Source organism: Sinorhizobium sp. BJ1 (assembly GCF_002531555.1).
In the GTDB taxonomy this organism is placed as follows: Bacteria; Pseudomonadota; Alphaproteobacteria; order Rhizobiales; family Rhizobiaceae; genus Sinorhizobium; species Sinorhizobium fredii_B.
Window position 1 is genome coordinate 47,127 of sequence record NZ_NWTH01000011.1, and the last position, 18,796, is coordinate 65,922.

General features: G+C 60.9%; 18 protein-coding genes. 17 read left to right on the forward strand and 1 reads right to left on the reverse strand.

All coding sequences use genetic code 11. The features are described from left to right. Positions 1–101: 101 nt before the first annotated feature. The 10 genes from CO676_RS16935 (at position 102) to CO676_RS16980 (ending at position 11,928) form a co-directional block, all read left to right on the forward strand. A complete protein-coding gene (locus CO676_RS16935; protein ID WP_097521928.1) occupies positions 102–1,463 on the forward strand; it encodes an aspartate aminotransferase family protein in 1,362 nt (453 codons plus the stop codon). Beyond that, entirely contained in the window at positions 1,460–3,172 is a 1,713-nt protein-coding gene (locus tag CO676_RS16940) for an acetolactate synthase catalytic subunit (protein WP_097521929.1), read from the forward strand. Before CO676_RS16935 ends, CO676_RS16940 begins: the two co-directional genes overlap by 4 nt. Next, positions 3,169–3,945, forward strand: coding sequence for an SDR family oxidoreductase (locus tag CO676_RS16945; RefSeq protein ID WP_097521930.1), 777 nt, complete (start codon positions 3,169–3,171; stop codon positions 3,943–3,945). Before CO676_RS16940 ends, CO676_RS16945 begins: the two co-directional genes overlap by 4 nt. Positions 3,946–3,977: 32 nt before the next feature. After that, a complete protein-coding gene (locus tag CO676_RS16950; RefSeq protein WP_097522052.1) occupies positions 3,978–4,691 on the forward strand; it encodes a response regulator transcription factor in 714 nt (237 codons plus the stop codon). Between the two features lie 497 nt (positions 4,692–5,188). Then, on the forward strand, positions 5,189–5,917 hold the full coding sequence (locus CO676_RS16955; RefSeq protein ID WP_097522053.1) for a response regulator transcription factor: 729 nt from the start codon (positions 5,189–5,191) through the stop codon (positions 5,915–5,917). Positions 5,918–6,110: 193 nt separating this feature from the next. Then, a complete protein-coding gene (locus CO676_RS16960) occupies positions 6,111–7,373 on the forward strand; it encodes an aminotransferase class I/II-fold pyridoxal phosphate-dependent enzyme (RefSeq protein WP_097521931.1) in 1,263 nt (420 codons plus the stop codon). A gap of 53 nt (positions 7,374–7,426) precedes the next feature. Continuing rightward, on the forward strand, positions 7,427–7,768 hold the full coding sequence (locus tag CO676_RS16965; protein ID WP_097521932.1) for a hypothetical protein: 342 nt from the start codon (positions 7,427–7,429) through the stop codon (positions 7,766–7,768). 434 nt (positions 7,769–8,202) lie between these two features. Then, positions 8,203–9,963, forward strand: coding sequence for a type I secretion system permease/ATPase (locus tag CO676_RS16970; protein WP_097521933.1), 1,761 nt, complete (start codon positions 8,203–8,205; stop codon positions 9,961–9,963). Continuing rightward, positions 9,960–11,276 (forward strand): HlyD family type I secretion periplasmic adaptor subunit, encoded by a 1,317-nt coding sequence (locus CO676_RS16975; RefSeq protein ID WP_097521934.1) that lies wholly within the window; start codon positions 9,960–9,962, stop codon positions 11,274–11,276. Before CO676_RS16970 ends, CO676_RS16975 begins: the two co-directional genes overlap by 4 nt. A gap of 214 nt (positions 11,277–11,490) precedes the next feature. Then, entirely contained in the window at positions 11,491–11,928 is a 438-nt protein-coding gene (locus CO676_RS16980; RefSeq protein WP_014763694.1) for a hypothetical protein, read from the forward strand. Positions 11,929–12,318: 390 nt separating this feature from the next. Here CO676_RS16980 and CO676_RS16985 read toward each other — a convergent pair whose 3' ends face one another. Next, the gene (locus CO676_RS16985) at positions 12,319–13,644 is read right to left on the reverse strand and encodes an FAD-binding oxidoreductase (RefSeq protein ID WP_097521935.1); all 1,326 of its coding nucleotides are present in this window, start codon (positions 13,642–13,644) and stop codon (positions 12,319–12,321) included. Between the two features lie 248 nt (positions 13,645–13,892). Between CO676_RS16985 and CO676_RS16990 the strand changes: the two genes are divergently transcribed. The 7 genes from CO676_RS16990 to CO676_RS17015 all read left to right on the forward strand — a co-directional run bounded on the left by CO676_RS16990 (position 13,893) and on the right by CO676_RS17015 (position 18,721). After that, a complete protein-coding gene (locus tag CO676_RS16990; protein WP_014763696.1) occupies positions 13,893–14,369 on the forward strand; it encodes an Lrp/AsnC family transcriptional regulator in 477 nt (158 codons plus the stop codon). Between the two features lie 548 nt (positions 14,370–14,917). Next, a complete protein-coding gene (locus tag CO676_RS34580) occupies positions 14,918–15,112 on the forward strand; it encodes a hypothetical protein (protein ID WP_144340143.1) in 195 nt (64 codons plus the stop codon). A 217-nt stretch (positions 15,113–15,329) separates the two neighbouring features. Continuing rightward, positions 15,330–15,584 (forward strand): hypothetical protein, encoded by a 255-nt coding sequence (locus CO676_RS16995; protein ID WP_097521936.1) that lies wholly within the window; start codon positions 15,330–15,332, stop codon positions 15,582–15,584. 254 nt (positions 15,585–15,838) lie between these two features. Continuing rightward, on the forward strand, positions 15,839–16,048 hold the full coding sequence (locus tag CO676_RS17000; protein WP_014763699.1) for a cold-shock protein: 210 nt from the start codon (positions 15,839–15,841) through the stop codon (positions 16,046–16,048). A gap of 167 nt (positions 16,049–16,215) precedes the next feature. Next, on the forward strand, positions 16,216–16,596 hold the full coding sequence (locus tag CO676_RS17005; RefSeq protein ID WP_097521937.1) for a DUF6481 family protein: 381 nt from the start codon (positions 16,216–16,218) through the stop codon (positions 16,594–16,596). A gap of 88 nt (positions 16,597–16,684) precedes the next feature. Beyond that, positions 16,685–17,725 carry a fatty acid desaturase gene (locus tag CO676_RS17010; RefSeq protein ID WP_097521938.1) on the forward strand — a complete coding sequence of 347 codons (1,041 nt, stop codon included), beginning with the start codon at positions 16,685–16,687 and terminating at the stop codon, positions 17,723–17,725. 474 nt (positions 17,726–18,199) lie between these two features. Then, complete coding sequence (locus CO676_RS17015) at positions 18,200–18,721, forward strand: tetratricopeptide repeat protein (protein ID WP_179875525.1); 522 nt, start codon at positions 18,200–18,202, stop codon at positions 18,719–18,721. Positions 18,722–18,796: the final 75 nt, after the last annotated feature.

Consider the following 18,796-nt stretch of genomic DNA (forward strand, 5'->3'; position numbering starts at 1 on the left):
TTTTTGTTGCATGGACTTGACGGGTCGCATTTTTGTTGCAACAAAAATGCGAAGCTCGTGCAAAGCGAGCGGTCGATTTCTCACACCAGGAAACCGGAACTATGCTCGTTCAAGCAACAAACAGGCTGCAGCAGGGGTCTGCGCGCAGTAGGTCCAAGCATCTATTCAACCGCGCCAAGGCGGTGTTTCCAGATGGAACCACCCGCGCCACGGTGGAGAAGGATCCGTTCCCGATCTATGTTCAGCGCGGAGAGGGGGCCTATCTCGTCGACGTTGATGGGAACCGATTCCTCGATCTCAACAACAACTTTACCACGCTCATTCACGGACATGGCTTCGAACCAGTCTCGGAGGCTGTCGTCGACCTGCTGCGCTCGGGAACCTGTTTCGCCAACCCGACGGAACATGAAATTGGCCTAGCGGCACTGCTGACGGCCCGCATTCCCGCAATGGAGCGGGTTCGCTTCGTCAACAGCGGCACGGAAGCCGTGATGTTTGCCATCAAGGCGGCGCGCGCCTTCACCGGCAGGCCCGCTATCGCGCGAATCGAAGGTGCCTATCACGGTGCCTATGACTGGGCGGAGGCGGGGCAGTCTGTTTCGCCCGGCAAGGATGGCTGGGATCCGTCGCCCGTCGTCGCTCCTGCCTATCGTGGCACACCGGCAAGCGTCGCCGAGGACGTGCACCTTCTTCGCTTCAACGATGTCGAAGGACTGGAAAAGGGCTTGAGCGCAGCAAGCGACCGTCTCGCCTGCGTGTTGATCGACCCCATGCCCAGCCGGGCGGGCTTGATGCATCCGGAACCCGCCTTCATAGAGACGTTGTCGGAAACAGCGAGCAAATACGGGATCCTGGTCATCGCCGACGAGGTGCTCAATCTTCGGCAAGGCTATGCCGGCGCTTCGGCACGGTACGGTCTGGAACCCGACCTGATTGCGGCCGGCAAGATCATCGGAGGTGGCTTTCCGATTGGCGCCATAGGCGGCCGCGAAGAAGTGATGCGCGTTTTCGGCACCGACGATGCGAAGCCGCTGCTGCCACAAGGTGGCACCTTTTCCGCAAATCCCGTTTCCATGGTCGCCGGCCGTGTAGCCATGGAAGCGATGACACCAGATGCCTTCGATCGCCTCCACGCGATGGGGGGCAGAGTGCGCGACGGCTTGAGGGCAATCATTGCCAGGCGCGATGCCCCGTTCTCGGTGACCGGCGCCGCCTCGCTCTTTCGGATCCACCCGAAGCAGGTCGCGCCCGCTGAGTATCGCGATGCCTATCTAAGCGCCGAAGAGACCTCGCTGATGCGACGAATGAGCCGCCACTTCCTGGAAACCGGGGTACTGCTCCCCTATGGGGCCGCGGCCTGCCTCTCGACGGTTATGGTCAACAATGACGTCGACCTCATCCTCAGAGCATTTGACAATTTTCTTGATGCCGACACTCAATCCGGAAAGGAGCGCGCGCAATGACGCAGCATAATCCCATCGAAACCGTTGCGCAGCGGATCGCAAAGATTCTTCGCCGCCACGACGTGGAATTCATTTTCGGCCAAAGCCTTCCATCGGCCGTCATTCTCGCCGCCGAGGCGATAGACATTCGACAGATCGCTTACCGGCAGGAGAATATGGGCGGCGCGATGGCCGACGGGTACGCCCGTGTTTCCGGCAAGGTCGGTGTCGTCGCAGCCCAGAACGGTCCCGCGGCAACCTTGCTTGTGCCGCCGCTTGCCGAGGCCCTGAAGGCCAGTGTGCCGCTAGTGGCACTGGTGCAGGATATCGAGCGAGACCAAACGGACCGGAATGCCTTTCAGGAATTTGACCAAATCGCTCTCTTTCAATCCTGCACCAAATGGGTACGGCGCGTCACGGTCCCGGAACGCATCGACGATTATGTGGACGCCGCCTTCACGGCCGCGACGTCCGGCCGAGCCGGGCCGGCCGCGCTTTTGCTGCCGGCGGATCTCCTCCGTACAGAGGCGGGAGCGCCAGCAGCCACGCGTTCAAAAAACCTGGGGCATTGGCCCCTGGATCGCCTCCGCCCGTCAGATGGCGCACTCGCAGACGTCGCGTCTCTCATCGCAGCGACGAAAGCGCCAATTGTTATTGCCGGCGGAGGCATTCACTGCAGCGGCGCCGCGGCTGAACTTGCGGGCCTACAGCAGGAAGCATGCCTGCCGGTCTTCACCACGAATATGGGGAAGGGAGCGGTTGACGAATACCATCCGTTGTCCGCCGGTGTGCTAGGCTCGCTAGTCGGCCCGCGCTCGCTCGGACGACACTCGTCCGCTTTGGTCGAAGCCGCTGATCTGGTCCTTCTCATCGGAACGCGGACCAACCAGAACGGCACCGACAATTGGCACCAAATTCCTCCGGGCGCGACGGTCGTGCACATCGATGTCGATCCGGCTGAGATCGGGCGTAACTACGAATCTCTTCGGCTCCTCGGCGATGCGCGGGAGACGCTTGCGGCGCTGCGCGTGGCGCTCTCGCGCATCGACCTCACACGCCGGCATGCGGATCGAGCGCGGCTCGAAGAGTGCATCGCTGCATATTGGAGACGCTTCGAACATGATCGCCGCGACGTGGCGACATCGCGCTCCCGCCCGATCCGCCCGGAGCGGCTTATGGCGGAGCTCCAGGATCTGCTAACCGAAGATGTGACGGTCGTCGCCGACGCGAGCTACTCATCCATGTGGGTCCTGGGCCAATTGAGAGCGCCGGCGAGCGGAATGCGTTTTATCACCCCGCGCGGGCTGGCGGGGCTCGGCTGGGGGGTGCCGCTCGCGATCGGTGCCAAGGTTTCCCGCCCGGACAAGCCCGTGGTCGCCATTGTCGGAGACGGCGGCTTTGCCCACAGTTGGGCCGAGCTCGAGACCATGGTGCGGATGAAGCTTCCTGTCACCATCGTCGTGCTCAACAACGGCATTCTCGGTTTCCAGCGCGACGCGGAGACGGTGAAGTTCGGCAGCTTCACCTCGGCATGCCACTTCGCCGAGGTGGATCATGCGAAATTGGCGGAAGCCTGTGGCTGCCCAGCGGTTCGTGTCGAGGATCCGAGCGAGCTTGCCTATCATCTGCAGCGCGGCTTGGAGCACGGGCCGCTTCTAATCGAAGTGATGACCGACCCGGCGGCGCATCCTCCTCTCTCACTCTTCGCCAAGATGGATGAAGCCGCATGAGCCGCCATGCCACAGCAAGGATTGCCGTCGTCACCGGCGGCACGTCCGGGATTGGCTTGGCAACATCCTGTGACCTGCTCGAGCGCGGATGCCGGGTCGCCATCTTCGGTCAGAGACGCATCAACGTTGAAAGCGCCGCCCAGGCGCTTTCGCGGGATTTCGGCTCCGAGCGCGTGTTCGCTCGCGCTGTCGAGCTTGCCGAACCGGCGCAGATCGAAGCCTTCTTTCAAGAATTGCAGAACTACTGGGGAAAGCCTGAAATTCTGGTTTGCAACGCGGGAATATCACCGAAGGGGCCAGACGGCCCAACCCCATTCGAAGCGATCACGCTCGATCAATGGAACGCCGTTCTTTCCGTCAACCTGACCGGGACAATGCTGTGCTGCCAGGCGGCCATTCCTGGCATGGTGGCGCAAGGCTTTGGCCGCATCGTTCTTGTCGGGTCCATTGCCGGCCGTGCGCTACCCAAAATCGCTGGCACCGCCTATGTCGCCTCGAAAGCCGCGCTTGCGGGGCTCGCACGCTCGCTGGTTGCGCGATACGCGGCCGAAGGAATTACGGTGAATGTCGTTGCACCAGGCAGGATTGCCACCGAGCTGGCCGGACCGCGCGACAGTGCGATCAATCGCGCGGCTGTTGCCCGCATTCCCGCCGGCCGCTTGGGCGAACCGGCAGAAGTTGGGGCGGTTATCTGCTTTTTGGCGTCAGATGAGGCGGCTTACGTAAACGGCGCGACTATAGACGTTAACGGCGGAGAATATGCACCGCTTTGACAAGGGAGTTTTCGGGCCACACAGGATGCGAGATGGATGCGGAAGTACTGATTCATACGGACAACGCGGAGCTCTTCCTTCTCCTGAAACACATTCTTGAGACCGAGGGATTTCCGGCCCGGATCTGCGTCGATCCAAAGGAGCTTCTTGATGCGGTCCAGACTGAAAACGCAGTCGCCGTCCTACTCGACTGCAGCAGTCGAGGGGAGGAGGCCCCCGGGCTTTGCCGCCAAATTAGGACGGCAGGCGGCGACGACGTGACAGTTGCGGCGCTCGCAAATTCACTGGAGGCCGATCTCAGCCGTAACCTTCAGGCCGCCGGAGTCGATACCGTTTTATTCCGTCCCCTCAAACCAATCGCGTTGCTCTCCTTGCTGAAGCGGCTTCATACGAAACTGCCACACGATCCTCGCCCTCGAGCTGCGCCCGAGCTGATCTTCAGCCGCGCGGATATAGAGATGAACGTCACGAGGGTCCGGGTCACCCGCAACGGTCACGCCGTGCGTCTCTCCGCCCTGCAGTTCAGATTGCTTCTGCATCTCATGAGGACGCCCGACATCGTGCACAGTCGCGAAGATCTGATCGCGGCTGGTTGGCCGCGCGAAGCCGAAGTCGAGCCACGCACAGTCGACATTCACATCGGACACATTAGGCGTGCGCTGAACCGATATGGGCCGAACATCATTCGCACAGTGCGATCCATGGGCTACTCGCTCGACGAAGTCGCGCAACCAGTACAAAAGTAGCTTTTGTTCGCCCGCGACCGACCCCCGCGGGCCGATTTTAGCTATTGGAGCCGAAGCAAACGACCCCGGGCCTCGTGCCAGTAAGAAAACTGTAAGCTTTCCTGTCGTTGACTCTGATGAGTTTCACTGTCCGTTGACGACGCGAGCTGACGCGGCGCTGCGACATGGCAAATTTCTCGTGCAAGGCCTCCACTATAGTGAGAGCTCGCGCTGCTTTCGTGCGGGACTTGATCGCGGCTGGTCTTCAGATGATCTGGCGTTTCCTTTGAAGTCATTGGGGCCTGAATAGCGAGTCCGGCGGAACTGAGTCCAAAAGAGTGCCTAACGCCCGCCGACAATCGGCGTAATGTTGCAACAAAGATGCGTGACAAATAGTCGTATTTTACACTTTTCACGATGCAATAAGCGAAAACACTAAAATTCTAAGGCTTCCGGCGCAAGAAGGAGCGTATTACTTGTCTAATTTGTGACATCAAATGGCTGAGGCGAGCAGGGGCATGAAGGCTCAACACGCGAAACCCTTGGTACTGATTTGCTCGGACGATGCAGACTTCTACGTGCTTCTGGCACATATCCTCGTACGTGAGGGCTTTGAGACAGCGCTGGTCGGTGAGGATGAAGTAATCAAACGTGCCGCCACAAGGCACGTCACGGCGATCATACTGGATACGGCAAAAGACTCGGGACTGGCGGTGAAAACGTGTGCTGCAATTAAGGCCTCCGACGCGACCGCGGGTGTTCCAACGATCGCGCTCGTTTCGTCGGGGGATGAGCGGTACTACCTGGCGCTGATCAAAGCGGGCATTGACGAAAATTTCTTCCGCCCAGTCTCACCCCCAAGGTTGTTGGCATATCTTTGTTCTCTCTCCCGGAGTGACGCTAACGGTACACGGCCGACCGAGGCAATCGGGGGAGGAGCCACCATCTTTGGCGGGCTCAGGATAGAAGCCGGACGCCGCATGGTCGTCTATGGTGATAAAGAGATCCAGCTTGGCCCCATCGAATTCAATCTATTGCGGTGCCTAGTTGAAAAGCCAGGCCGTGTCTTCAGTCGCTTGGAACTGATCGAAGCTGCTTGGCCTTCAGATCTCTTCGTGCAGCCTCGCACGGTCGATGTGCACGTCGGGCGATTGCGCCGCTCACTTGAGCGGCTAACTGGGCGTAACATGATACGCACGGTGCGAGCCACGGGTTATGCCTTGGACATGGACGCAAGGTGGGACTGATGCGCCCATTTCAAAGGTTGAATTGCCAAATTACAATTGCTCGAAATGTAAAGATGCGGATTAATATTTAACAAATTAGTTGTATGTTGAAACTAAGGCTTTGCAATATTTCACATATACTTTGTTGAATCTTAGACTAAAAGATTTAATGCTCCCGATACATTCGAATTTAATGACCCATTGGGAGGAAGAAATGAAAGCCGAATTACCAGGGCAGGAAAGCGTTGCAGGCAACAGCGCCTACAGAAACACCAGCAGCCTCATTCAGTATGCTCAAAGTCACTTCGAGGCGGCGCATTTCCAGGGATTGATGGCGATCTATGGACGCCCACTGGCGGGACGCGTTGTGGCGCTGCGCCAGGAAAATGGCCGCCATGTCGTTGACTTCGTACGGTGCTCTTATCTTGGTCTCGACAATCATCCGCACATCGTCGCAGGCGCGATCGAAGCGCTGAGCCAATACGGCGCGCTCCATTGGTCGTGTGCAAGAACGCGCCTCAATTTCTCAATCCTTGGGGATTTAGAAGCGGCCTTATCGGAGTTGTTTGGCGCAAGGGTGATCACCTACAGCACGGTGCTGGCGGCGAATATGAGCGCATTACCGCTGATCGCGTCTGGGTATCTGACCGGTGGTATCAAACCCGTGATGGTATTTGACCGCCTCGCCCACGCGACACTCGCCTTTCACAAGGGAACTATTGCCACCGAAACCAGGGTTGAGACAGTCGCGCACAACGACCTTGAAGCCCTTGAAACTCTCTGCCAAACCAACGATTCCGTCGCCTTTGTTTGTGATGGCGTTTATTCGATGGGCGGAAGCGCCGATATCGAACGTCTGCTCCGCCTCCAGGACCGCTACGGTCTTTTCCTCTATGTTGATGACGCACACGGGGTGTCACTGTTCGGTCAGCATGGTGAAGGCTTTGCCAGATCGCAAATCGCCGGCCGCTTGGGCGAGCGAACCATAATCGCGGCCTCGCTCGGAAAGGGCTTCGGCGCCTCGGGCGGTATGCTCCTGCTTGGCACGGCTCGACAAGAAGAGCTGTTTCGAAGGTTTGCGGTGGCACACGCGTTTTCAGCTTCGCTGAACGTCGCAGCCATTGGTGCCGCGCTGGCATCGCAGAAATTGCATAGGACGAAAGAACTTGCAAAGCTACAACAGACGCTCCGGGAGCGCGTCGCCCTGTTCGACAGCCTCGTCCCAACGGAGCAGCGAGGCTCCCCCTTGCCGATCCGCACCGTGGAAGTGGGTGACGAACTCAAGGCAATCGCAGCGGCAAGAGTTTTGCTGGACCGCGGTTTCTACACGTCGGCCATTTTCTTTCCCACGGTTGCAAGGGGAAGGGCAGGGCTGCGACTGTGCCCGACCGCCGGCCACTCGGAGGACGAAATCCGGGCTTTGGGGAGCGTGCTCCATGATGTTCGTGGAGAGATTGGCGGTGCACCGGTTCGATAGGCACTCACACAGACGTACTTAAAAGGCGAGACGCTAATTCGAAGGAGGGATGTATGCATGAGCACGTCTTCGCGTGCCACGTTTTCCTGTCAAACCCGCACTGCTTCGTCGAGCAAATGCGCCTGCGGCTTGCAGGGTACTACGAGTACACAATTGAACAGGGGAGTGAAACAACCTTCATATTCACCGATGGTTACGCGGCTGCGAGAGCCGTGTATGGTGGCTTGGTGATGCGGATCGGAGCGGCGAACCTCGTTTCCTCCCACGCCATCAGAATAGCGTTCGAGGTTTCCATTCTCCAAATCCTCCAATCCGCGCCTGAGAAGATCGCTTGGTATCCGGCCGCCTTGGCGCCTCCTACCACGATCGGAGAGGCGCCTCGCAAAGTTGTTTAAACTGACGGCGAAAGCGACCCCAGACTCTCACGCCTCGGCAGACTTAGCGCTTCGCTGAGGATACCCCGGAGGAAGCGGCCTAGCAGAGAGCTTGTCGCTCACCATTCGTCTGCCGACATCAATGTAGTTCCTAGTTTCCGGGGAAGAAAAGCAGTGGCGATGCCCTTTACAATTATGCCTCAGAGGTGCCGCGACGGTCTTAAACCCGCGTCCCGGCGACACCCGGCGATGGTCAACCGGCAACCTTTGGATTAAACTCCTGTTTCCCCGGGAACAACTGTTCCGTGCACGCTTTGAAAAAATTAGGCCGGTGTGATTTAAGCTGCCGAACAAGAGCTTGAATGAGCATCCTGCTTCTCCGGCGCGCCCGCGCCGGAACATCATCAACAAGGCCGCCCCGCGGCCGGACATGCCGTACCTGGAGATCTTGGCCAGTGCCTGAACCTTTAGCAGTATCGAACGGCAGGAACGTCGATCCCGCCTCCGCCTTGCGGGATTGCCGATCCGCCTTTGTCGGCGTTGGCGTCGCCAGTGCGCTCGTTAATATCCTCTATCTCACCGGCTCGTTCTTCATGCTCGAGGTCTATGACCGGGTTCTGCCGAGCCGCAGCATTCCCTCGCTGATTGCGCTCTGTCTGCTGGCCCTGCTGCTCTATGCCTTCCAGGGCGCTTTTGAGCTGATCCGGGGGCGCATGCTGGTCCGGATCGCCGGAGCGCTCGACGAAAGCCTGAGCGGCCGCATCTATCGGGCGGTGGTGAAGGCGCCCTTGAAGCTTCGGATGCAGGGCGACGGGCTCCAGGCGCTGCGCGACTTCGATCAGGTTCGCTCGTTCCTTTCGAGTGCCGGGCCGGCGGCGCTGTTCGACCTGCCATGGCTCCCCTTCTATGTCGCAATCTGCTTCCTGTTTCATCCGGTGATCGGCTTCGTGGCGATCGGCGGCGGCCTGGTCCTGACGCTTCTCACCTATCTCACCAACCGCGGCACCCAGGCCCCTGCCAGGAAGGCGTCCGAGGCGGGCGGCCTCCGCAACGCTTTCGCCCAAGCCTCGCAGCGCAATGCCGAGGTCGTCCAGGCGATGGGCATGACAGGCCGGCTCAGCGAGATTTGGGAGCGTCGCAACGCGGAATTCCGGGAACAGAACAGGCGCACATCCGACATCGGCAACGGCTATGGCGCGCTGTCCAAGGTCTTCCGCATGGCGCTACAGTCGGGCGTGCTGGCCGCAGGCGCGGTCCTGGTGATCGAGGGCCAGGCGTCGCCCGGCATCATCATCGCCGGCTCGATCCTGACCGCCCGGGCGCTTGCACCGGTGGAGCTCGCCATCGGCAACTGGCGCGGCCTCGTTCAGGCGCGACAGAGCTGGCAGCGCCTGAAGGACCTGCTGAAGGCATTGCCCGAGGCCGAAACGCCGCTGGCGCTGCCGAACCCACACGAGCGCTTGAGCGTCGAGGCCTTGGGGAGCGGACCTGCGGCGGCGCAACGGCTGATCTTCACGGATATCAGTTTCACGGTCCGCGCCGGCAGCGCGCTCGGCGTTATCGGGCCGAGCGGTTCCGGCAAGTCGTCGCTGGCGCGCGCCCTCATCGGCGTGTGGCCGGCCTATCGCGGTTCGGTGCGCCTCGACGGGGCAGCACTCGACCAATGGGACAGCGACGCGCTCGGGCAGCATATCGGCTACCTGCCGCAGGACGTGGAGCTTTTCGCTGGAACTGTAGCGCAGAATATCTGCCGCTTCGCCGCGGATGCGACGTCGGAAGCGATCGTCGCGGCAGCCAAGGCGGCGCGAGTCCATGACCTGATCTTGCGGCTTCCAAATGGTTTCGATACCGAGATCGGGGAGGGCGGCACAGCCCTGTCGGCGGGTCAGCGCCAGCGCATCGCGCTCGCCCGGGCGCTCTATGGCGATCCCTTCCTGGTGGTCCTCGACGAGCCGAATTCGAACCTCGATGCGGAGGGCGAGCAGGCGCTCAGCGAGGCAATCATGAATGTGCGTCATCGCGGCGGCATCGTGGTGGTCATCGCCCATCGGCCAAGCGCGCTTGCGAGCACCGATGTCGTCCTGATGATGAACGAGGGGCGCATGCAGGCTTTCGGCCCGAAAGAGGACGTGCTCGGCAAGGTCTTAAGGCCGCAACAGGCGGAACGCCCGTCGCCGTTGAAGATCGTCTCGGAAGGCCAGGAGGCAAAGCAATGAGCGGCAGCACGCAAAAGATCTCAGCTGCGCGCCGCTCGCTCAAGCGTCACATGATGGGGGTCTCGGTCCTCGCGCTCGCCCTCGTCGCCGGCGTCGGCGGTTGGGCGGCGACGACGGAGCTGTCGAGCGCGATCGTCGCCGGCGGCGTGGTCGTCGTCGACGACAATGTCAAGAAGGTCCAGCATCTGACCGGCGGCATCGTCGGCGAACTCAAGGTCAAGGAAGGCGACCGGGTCGAAGCCGGCCAGGTCCTGATCCGTCTCGACGGCACCACGGTGCGTGCGAACCTTGCGATCGTCGACAGCACGCTGGCGCAGCTTTATGCGCGCCGCGCGCGGCTGCAGGCGGAGCGGATCGGCGCAGCGTCGTTCGAGATCGACAAGGACCTCGCGAACTTGATCTCCGGTGCGGCGGCGACCAAACTCGTCGACGGCGAACAGAAACTCTTCGCCAGCCGCCGCACGGCGCTGCTCGGAATGAAGGGGCAGCTTCAATCGCGCAAGGCGCAATTGGCCGATGAGATCGAAGGCTTGACCGTGCAGCTGAAGGCAATCGAAGATGCTTTGACGCTAATCGCCGAGGAACTGACCGGCGTCGACTTGCTCTATGGCCAGGGCCTGGTGCCGATGCAGCGCGTGACGACCCTGAAGCGGCAGCGGGCGGAACTCGAAGGCGATCGCGGACGGCATATTGCCTCGCGTGCCCAGGCGCGCGGCAAGTCGAGCGAAGTCGACCTGCAGGTCCTGCAATTGGACGAGGATCGGCGCACGGAGATCTCCAAGGAACTGACCGACGTCGAGGCGAAGATCGCCGAGTATGAGGAGCGGCGCACGGCCGCCACCGACCAGTTGCGGCGGCTCGACATCACCGCGCCTCTGCCGGGCCGCGTCTATCAGCTGGCCGTGCACACCGTGAACGGCGTCGTCAATCCCGGCGAGACGCTGATGCTCGTGGTACCGGAGGCCGACGATCTCACGGTCGAGGCGCGGGTGGCGACCCACGATATCGACCAGATCCGGATCGGCCAGCCGGTCGAGATTCGCTTCAGCGCCTTCAATCAGCGCACGACGCCGGAGGTCGAGGCGGAGGTGGTGACTGTCGCTCCGGACCTCGTAAACGACGAGCGGACCGGCGCCAGCTACTATCCGCTGCGCATTCGCCCGAAGCCGGAGAGCCTTGCCAAGCTCAAGGGGCTGTCTCTCTATCCCGGCATGCCCGCCGAGGTGTTCATCAAGATCGCCGATCGCACGGTCATCTCCTATCTGGCGAAGCCGCTCACCGACCAGATGCGCCACGCATTCCGCGAGGATTGAGACGGTATCGCGACAACGGCCGGCGCGCGCGGGACGCCGGCTGTCTCGCTTGAGCGGGGCGCCATGCGACCGCGGTTAGCGCCGATTCTGCCTGTTCTCGCCGGTTAAGTGTTCGCGGGCATTTTCGTGATTGGACTTCCCGCCCGGTTGGAGTCAGTTTTATCAGGCGTATGAGGTGGAATGGGGGACCAACTAAGGTGATTAGGAGGTCACAATGAAGCACCATGCAATCGAAGAACTGCAAAGCGTCGCCGAGGTCAAACAGGACCTTCCGCGCCGGGCCTTGTCGCGCAGCGAGCGTCTAGAGCGCTGGGCGGAACTCCTGGAACGCAACCCGCACAGGCGGCTTTCGACGTTGCACGAGACCGAGTATCAGCCGGCGCATGTACGCGCGACGATGCGCGGCGACGGCACGCCGATCTCCGTTGCATTCGAGGACCCGGTCCTTCGGACGGCTGGAATGGATAACGACAGCTACGGCGAAGCGAAGCGTTTCTTCGAACTGAGTGACGAGCAATTGCACAAGGTCATCTGCTATTGCCATTTCGGCGCCACCGTAAGTGCGTCGACGGCGGCACGTCACATTCGCGCGATGCTTGTCGAGAATCAGCCGGGACTGTTTGCTCGCTTGCGCCAGGTGTTCTTCGGCTAAGGCGAGCGACGTTTGCACGACTACGGCTCCGGTGGCGGCCCGCGTTGCGGGCCGCGGAGAGGGCATGTGCGGCGGGTCGTCCGCTGCGCCGGCAATGACGTGGGCTAGCAAACGTTCTTTAAAGAGCTGAGGACGCAAAGCGGGGGAGGCACTTCGCCGCTGCGGCGCCCTGCATCTTCGGACGCGAGGGACGTGGTAGCGGCGAAGTGTGCGCGCAGAAATCGCACATCTCCACCTGCGCGCCTGCTCGCGGGCCAATGGCATGTGACCTATCTCTGCCACATGCCGTCTACAGCGCCGTGCGTCTTTTCAGACCCACCAAGGTCGCTGTAGCACTTTGATTTGCTGCATGTTCTATCCCTAAATCGGAAACATGCAGTAGGCGCCATGTCAGAAATCGGCGACCTTGCCCCAGGCCGAGCCGTTCAGCCGATCGGGGTGGTAGGGTTTCGGATCGACGATCGGTGGCTCACCCGTCACGAGATCCGCGATGAGGTGCCCGGCGCCGGGACCGATGCCGAAGCCATGGCCGCTGAAGCCGGCGGCAAGCACCAGGCCGGGCAGGGAGCCGACCTCGCCGATCGCCGGGACCCCGTCCGGGGTGCTGTCGATATAGCCCGCCCAGGCGGCGCTGACCGGCTGCTTCTCAAGTGCGGGCAGGAGAACCCGGGCCCGCTCCAAAGTCAGCCGTATCTGCGCCTGGTCGGGGCGAGGGTCGAGGATGCGGTTGAACTCCATCGGCGTCGGTCTATCGAGCCGCCAGCGCTGAAGCGTTTCGTGGCCGGACTTCCAGCCTTCGATCCCGCCGGGAGCAAGGCTCCGCCAGCGCCGCGCGAACATGGGCACGAATTGCCGGGCAAAGCGCAGCTGCTGCGGCGTCGGATCCACCCGGGCGCGGCCGCTGATCGCCAGCGTATAGCCGCCATCGCCACGCCGCGTTGCCGAGACGGCGGCCGTGTGCAGTGCCGCCGGCAGGCCCTCTGCGCCGGGTGCGACCGAGAGGATCGACGCGCGTATCGAGGCCTGCGGAAAGCGGATGCCGAGCTGCCGGCAGAACGAGGAGGCCCAGGCGCCGCCGGAAAGCACCACGATGGGGGTGCGGATCGTGCCGGCCTCGGTGACGACGCCGCTCACGCGCCCCGCCTCGAGTTCGATGCCGCGGGCAGCGCACATCTGGTGTACGGTTCCGCCGAGCTTCATGACGGCGCGGGCGACCGCCGGCGCGGCCCGCGATGGATCGGCGGTGCCGTCGGTCGGCGAAAAGACGCCGCCCTTCCAGCGGCGTCCGGTCGCCGCACCGCGTTCGCTCGCCTGCGTCCCATCCAACATGTGAGTCGTTACCCCGACGCTGCGGGCGAATTCGCCCCAGCGCGTCCAGCCGGCCAGCTCGCTTTCGTCATTGCTGAGATAGAGCAGGCCGCAGCGCCGAAAGCCGGTGTCCTCGCCGGATTGCTCGGCGAAACTCTCCCAGAGGGACAGACTCTTCGTCGCCATCGGCAGTTCGCGGGCGTCCCGGTTCTGCTGGCGGCACCAGCCCCAGTTGCGACTTGATTGCTCGGCGCCGATCCGACCCTTTTCCAAGAGGGCGACCGAAAGGCCGCGCCGTGCCAGATGATAGGCCGCGAAAACGCCGACAATGCCGCCGCCGATGACGACGGCGTCCGCGCTTGCCGGCAGGGCGGGCGTCGTTTCGATGTGAAGAAGCGGGGCGGGCATCGACGGTCTCCAATCTATCCGCCGGCATTCTAGCGCCTGGACGATCCGGAGACTGCCGCACTTCGCCCGTTCACGGCATATTCTTCGGTTCGACTGGCATCAGGCGGAGATTTATTCTGGGGAAATTTCCATAAGCTTATCAGAGCATGGCGCCTCTGATTTCGGCTTGCCAGCAAGCCGAGGCCGCATAAAATGCTGACCGGCGGTGATGGCTGCCGTGCCGTCTGCCCGCGAATTGGAGAGCGCCGATGAAACTCGACCGGATCGACATCAAGATCCTCTACGAACTGCAGAAGAACGGCCGGATCACCAATGTCGAGCTCGCCGAACTCGTCAATCTGTCGCCGAGCCCCTGTTTGATGCGGGTGAAGAAATTGCAGGCGGAGGGGTTTATCGTCGGCTATTCGGCGCAGATCAATATCGCCAAGCTCGGGCAGACCCTGACGGTGTTCACCGAGGTCACGCTCAAGAACCATCGCCAGATCGATTTCGCCCGTTTTCTCGCGGCCGTCGAAAAAGTCGATTCGGTCGTGGAGTGCCACCTGGTTTCCGGTGGTTATGACTATCTCTTGAAGTTCGTCACCGGCGGCATCGTCGAATATCAGACGATCATGGAACGATTGATCGATATGGATGTCGGCATCGACAAGTATTTCAGCTACGTCGTGCTGAAATCGCCGATCGTCAAATCGCACATGCCGCTGACCAGCCTCTTTCCGCACTAGCGCGTGTATTACGTGGACCAGGCCGTCCTGATGGGTGGTGCGCGCTACGGCGACTCACTTTTTCTCTGAGTGCAAGAAGCGCGGCCGTGCACCGTCCGTCAGTCTTGGCAGCCTCAAGGGATTCAGATCGACGACCTCGCGCAGAACAGGAAATCGTCGCAATAACCGACTGCATCTGTTTGTGACTAGAATCAGTGGGCGAGCTCGGATTGATGGCGATGCTCGATTGCCTATGACCCTTAAAGAGAGCATGCTGTCTGCTTCAGCAGCCATTTTCAGGGCGCTGCTGCTTCGGGGCCTCGGTGTCCTGGCCCCAACGAAAGGAGGACAGCATGTCTTCCGACCTCCACTTTCACACTACCGCTCGTAACCTCGTCAGCGTCAGCGGATTTGGATACGGCGAAAACGTTCGGCTTCAGCAAATTCGCAAAGCCGAGCCAGCGGCCGCACTGCGCATCAAGCGATTCAGTTTGGCAGCGCCGCGCGCCAGCCTTTCCTGCCTAGATCGGGGAACATTGCGTCCTTGCTGAGTGGGGCAACATACGGCGATGCCGCAGCATGAAAGCTGCTGCCGACAACCAACGGAAAATCAGGAGAACCAGATGGCTAAAGGCCAGGCAAGAAGCAATCGCGAAGTTCGAAAGCCAAAGAAAGACAAGACGAAGGCACCGGTGGCCGCTGCACAGGGCACCCAGGTCAAGTTCGCGAACAGCGGGCTCAGCCTCGGCAAGAAGCAGAAATAGCTTCCATTGGGGCAGAGGCGTCTGGCATGCCGCTTCTGCCGCAACCCATAGCGTTGGACATAGACGCCCTTTCCGGCACGCAGCGCCCGAAGGATAATGCTCCCAACTGCAGAAGACACGCGCCCGGATGCGCGAGCGCGGGCCTGCTGAACGGCAACAGCGCCTCGAGAGGCGTATGACGCTTCCGCTACACTCTCTTTGCCCAAGGAGCACACCCATGGCGATATTTGATTACAGTGCCGGCGCAGGACTGTATCCCTGCAAGACCGTGAGAAGAACGAGCCGGCTTCGCTACAGGCGGTTTGATTCGGTCGCTGAAGCACTTCGCTTTGCGATCGAGGACATGCCGGCCTCGATGCTTCGCGGCTCCGTTTTGGAGGTCGAGGAGGCACGCTTCAACGGTCAGCAGATGCGGGAGCTCTACGAAGCCGAAGCATATCCTTTGCCGCGGCGGGGACGACAGGACCTTTGAACCGGTTTCGGAACGCAGATCGGGGAGGGTGGGCGACTCATCAGCGGAGAGCTACCAAAGGTAGCCGTGAGGGAATTTCAAAACAAAAAGTGGACGGCGCTATCAAAGTGCTGTAGTGAGATAACATCGATACTTTGTTTGCCGATATTTGTTTTTGCTGCGCCTTGCGCCTCTTGACGAACTTCCCTCTCAAAAGTCGAAAACCCGCTGTGCGTCGCTCAGCGATGATCAATGTTGCTAAGAAAGGGTTCGTCATGACCACTGGCACAGTTAAATGGTTCAATGCCACCAAAGGCTTCGGCTTCATCCAGCCTGACGACGGCAGCGCTGATGTGTTCGTTCACATCTCGGCTGTCGAGCGTGCAGGAATGAATTCGATCGTCGAAGGCCAGAAACTCGGCTTCGAGCTCGAGCGAGACAAAAAGTCGGGCAAAATGTCCGCAGGCCAGCTCCGCGCTGCCTAAAGCTTTTGGCCGCTGATGACCACGGATGTACTGGCATGGCGGCAAAAGGTTCGAAAAGGCCAGGCGGATGTCTGGCCTTTTTTCTGTTCTAAGGCTCCATCTGCCGGCACAACACCCGCGTCCCCTTTCCGAAGAGCGCGTGACCACGAGAATTAGGGAAATATCTATTGAGACACCTCAACGCCAATGGCTTTGCCGAACGCCGCACTGCTGCAGCCGAGGCCAAGCGTCAGCTTCTGGCAAAATTCGCCTCCGCCCCCAAGGCGACTGATCCCGAGATGCAGGAGCGGCTTGCCGCCCGCGAAGCGGTGGCGGCCGCACGCGAAGCCCGTCGGGCCGAACGCGAAGCATTGAAGACAGCCGAAAACGAGCGCCTGCTGGCGGAAGCCGCAGCAGCGGCTGCGGCCGCCGAAATCGAGGCGAGGAAAGAAGCCGAAGCCCGGCAGGCTGAAGTCGCCGATCGCGTTGCACGCGTCGTGGCCGGCGAAGCTGCGCGCAAAGCCGAGCGCGATCGCCGTTATGCGGCACGCAAGGCTCGTCAGGCCTGACCCTTCTCAACCACTGTGCCTGAAACTCAACCGCAAGCCGCAGGGCCTTGCGGATGACGTGTGAGGCGAGGAAATACGGACCAGTTTGATGAATGCACATGCCCGTCCACCGGCATCCCTTGCTGAAGACAATGCCGGAGCATGGTTGAAGACCCTTGCGAAATACCGTCAGCCCCGCATTGGGCGCAGCGTCCTGGAGCTTCTAGTCACCGCCGTTCCGTTTGCCGGCTTCTGGGCCATCGCTTATTTTTCCCTCGCTCACAGCTTCTGGTACGGGTTGATCGCAATCATCCCGGCCGCAGCCTTCCTCCTGCGGCTCTTCATGATCCAACACGATTGCGGCCACGGCTCGTTCTTCGCTCGTCGCGGCCTCGACGATTGGACAGGGCGTGTCATCGGCGTGCTTACTCTGACACCCTACGATTATTGGCGCCGGGCGCATGCCGCTCATCACGCCTCGGCCGGCAATCTGGACGAGCGGGGTGTCGGCGACATCACCACGCTCACTATCTCGGAATACCGTGCACTTGCGCCCATGAAGCGCCTCGGCTATCGCCTGTACCGGCACCCGCTGGTAATGTTCGGCTTCGGCCCTGCATGGCTCTTTCTCCTCAAGCAGCGCCTGCCGGTCGGGATGATGAACGCAGGGGCGCTGCCCTGGGTCTCGACAATGACGACGAATGTCGCGATCGTGGTGTGTGCCGCCTTGATGGCTTGGGCGATCGGACTCCTGCCGTTCCTCCTGATCCACCTGCCGATCGTGCTGCTGTCGGGCGCCGCCGGCATCTGGCTCTTCTATGTGCAGCACCAGTTTGAAGATACTCACTGGTCGGCCGGCGAGGATTGGCACTTTCCCCAGGCAGCCCTACACGGAGCCTCCCACTACGACCTGCCGCTGGTGCTGCGATGGCTGACCGGCAATATCGGCATTCATCACGTCCATCACCTGTCGAGCAGGATCCCTTACTACAGACTGCCGGAAGTTCTGCGCGACCACCCACAGCTCGCGCATATCGGCCGCATTACGCTTTGGGAAAGCTTGCAATGCATCAGGCTGGTCCTTTGGGACGACAGACGCGAGAAACTCGTTTCTTTCCACGATGCCGCCCGGGCGGCCGTCCACTCATAAAGGGCGCTTCACGGCGCATCGTGGATGCAGACTCCGCTTAAGGAGCTGATACGGTCGGTTGCACTCCCAGGCATTACCGGAAGAATCAAAATGCGCCTTCTCGGGAAGTCATCGCAGTTGCAGGGGTAAGCAAGCTTCACTGGCGTTTCCCCGCCTCTCACCTGAGCTAATCGGCGCTGAGGAAAGCTGTTTGCTCGGGGTCTGCGAAACGCACGTGGCCAAGCGGCAGTTCCACGGATGCTCGTCTCTTCAACTCGCTCCTGCCTCGGGTAATCGCTTCCGGCTTGGCCGACGGCAACGAACCGGCTTAGATGCAAGCTTCCCCTCAGGGGGCGCAATCGTGATTGGAGGTATGTGTCTCTATGGCGACTCTGGCGCGAATTCTTTATTTGTTAGAATCTATCGCATAGGATTTTACGTGAACGCGAGACAACGCGAGTCTAGGATCGCCCAGTGTTTAGGGGATGAATATTGATAGCTCAAATTCAGTCACGACTTGGTCGCCTTTCGCCGTTGCTGTTGGCCGCACTCGTCCTGAGTGGATGCCAATCGGCTGCTTTCGACGACGTTGCGGCGTTCGGAGATAGCGCCAAAACTCTCGAGGACGATTCGGCCGTCGCCTTCTACAAAAACGATGAACTGATCCCGACCGGCAAACTGCAGTTCAAGGAAAAAAACTACGGCAAGTCCTACGCCATCTACAAACGTGCGGTTGCTGTATTTCCGCAGGACCCTGCTGCTTGGCTTGGCTTCGCCGCCTCTGCTGACATGATCGGGCGATTCGACACGTCGGATCGGGCCTACCAGCAGCTGGCCAAGATGATCGGCAGCAGCCCGGTCTATTACAACAATCGCGGCTATTCCCATCTTCTGCGCGGCGACCTTCCCAGGGCGCGCAGTTATTTCTTAAAGGCCTACGAACTCGATCCCGGCAACGAGACGACTGCGCGAAACCTAGAGCTGATGAAGAACAGCGTGAAGTACGCGCAGCGGTAATAGTTGACCGACGCGCCGCCCCGGAGCTCCTACCAAGAGACCTGTGAACGACAAGTCTGGCGAGGGTCACATCTC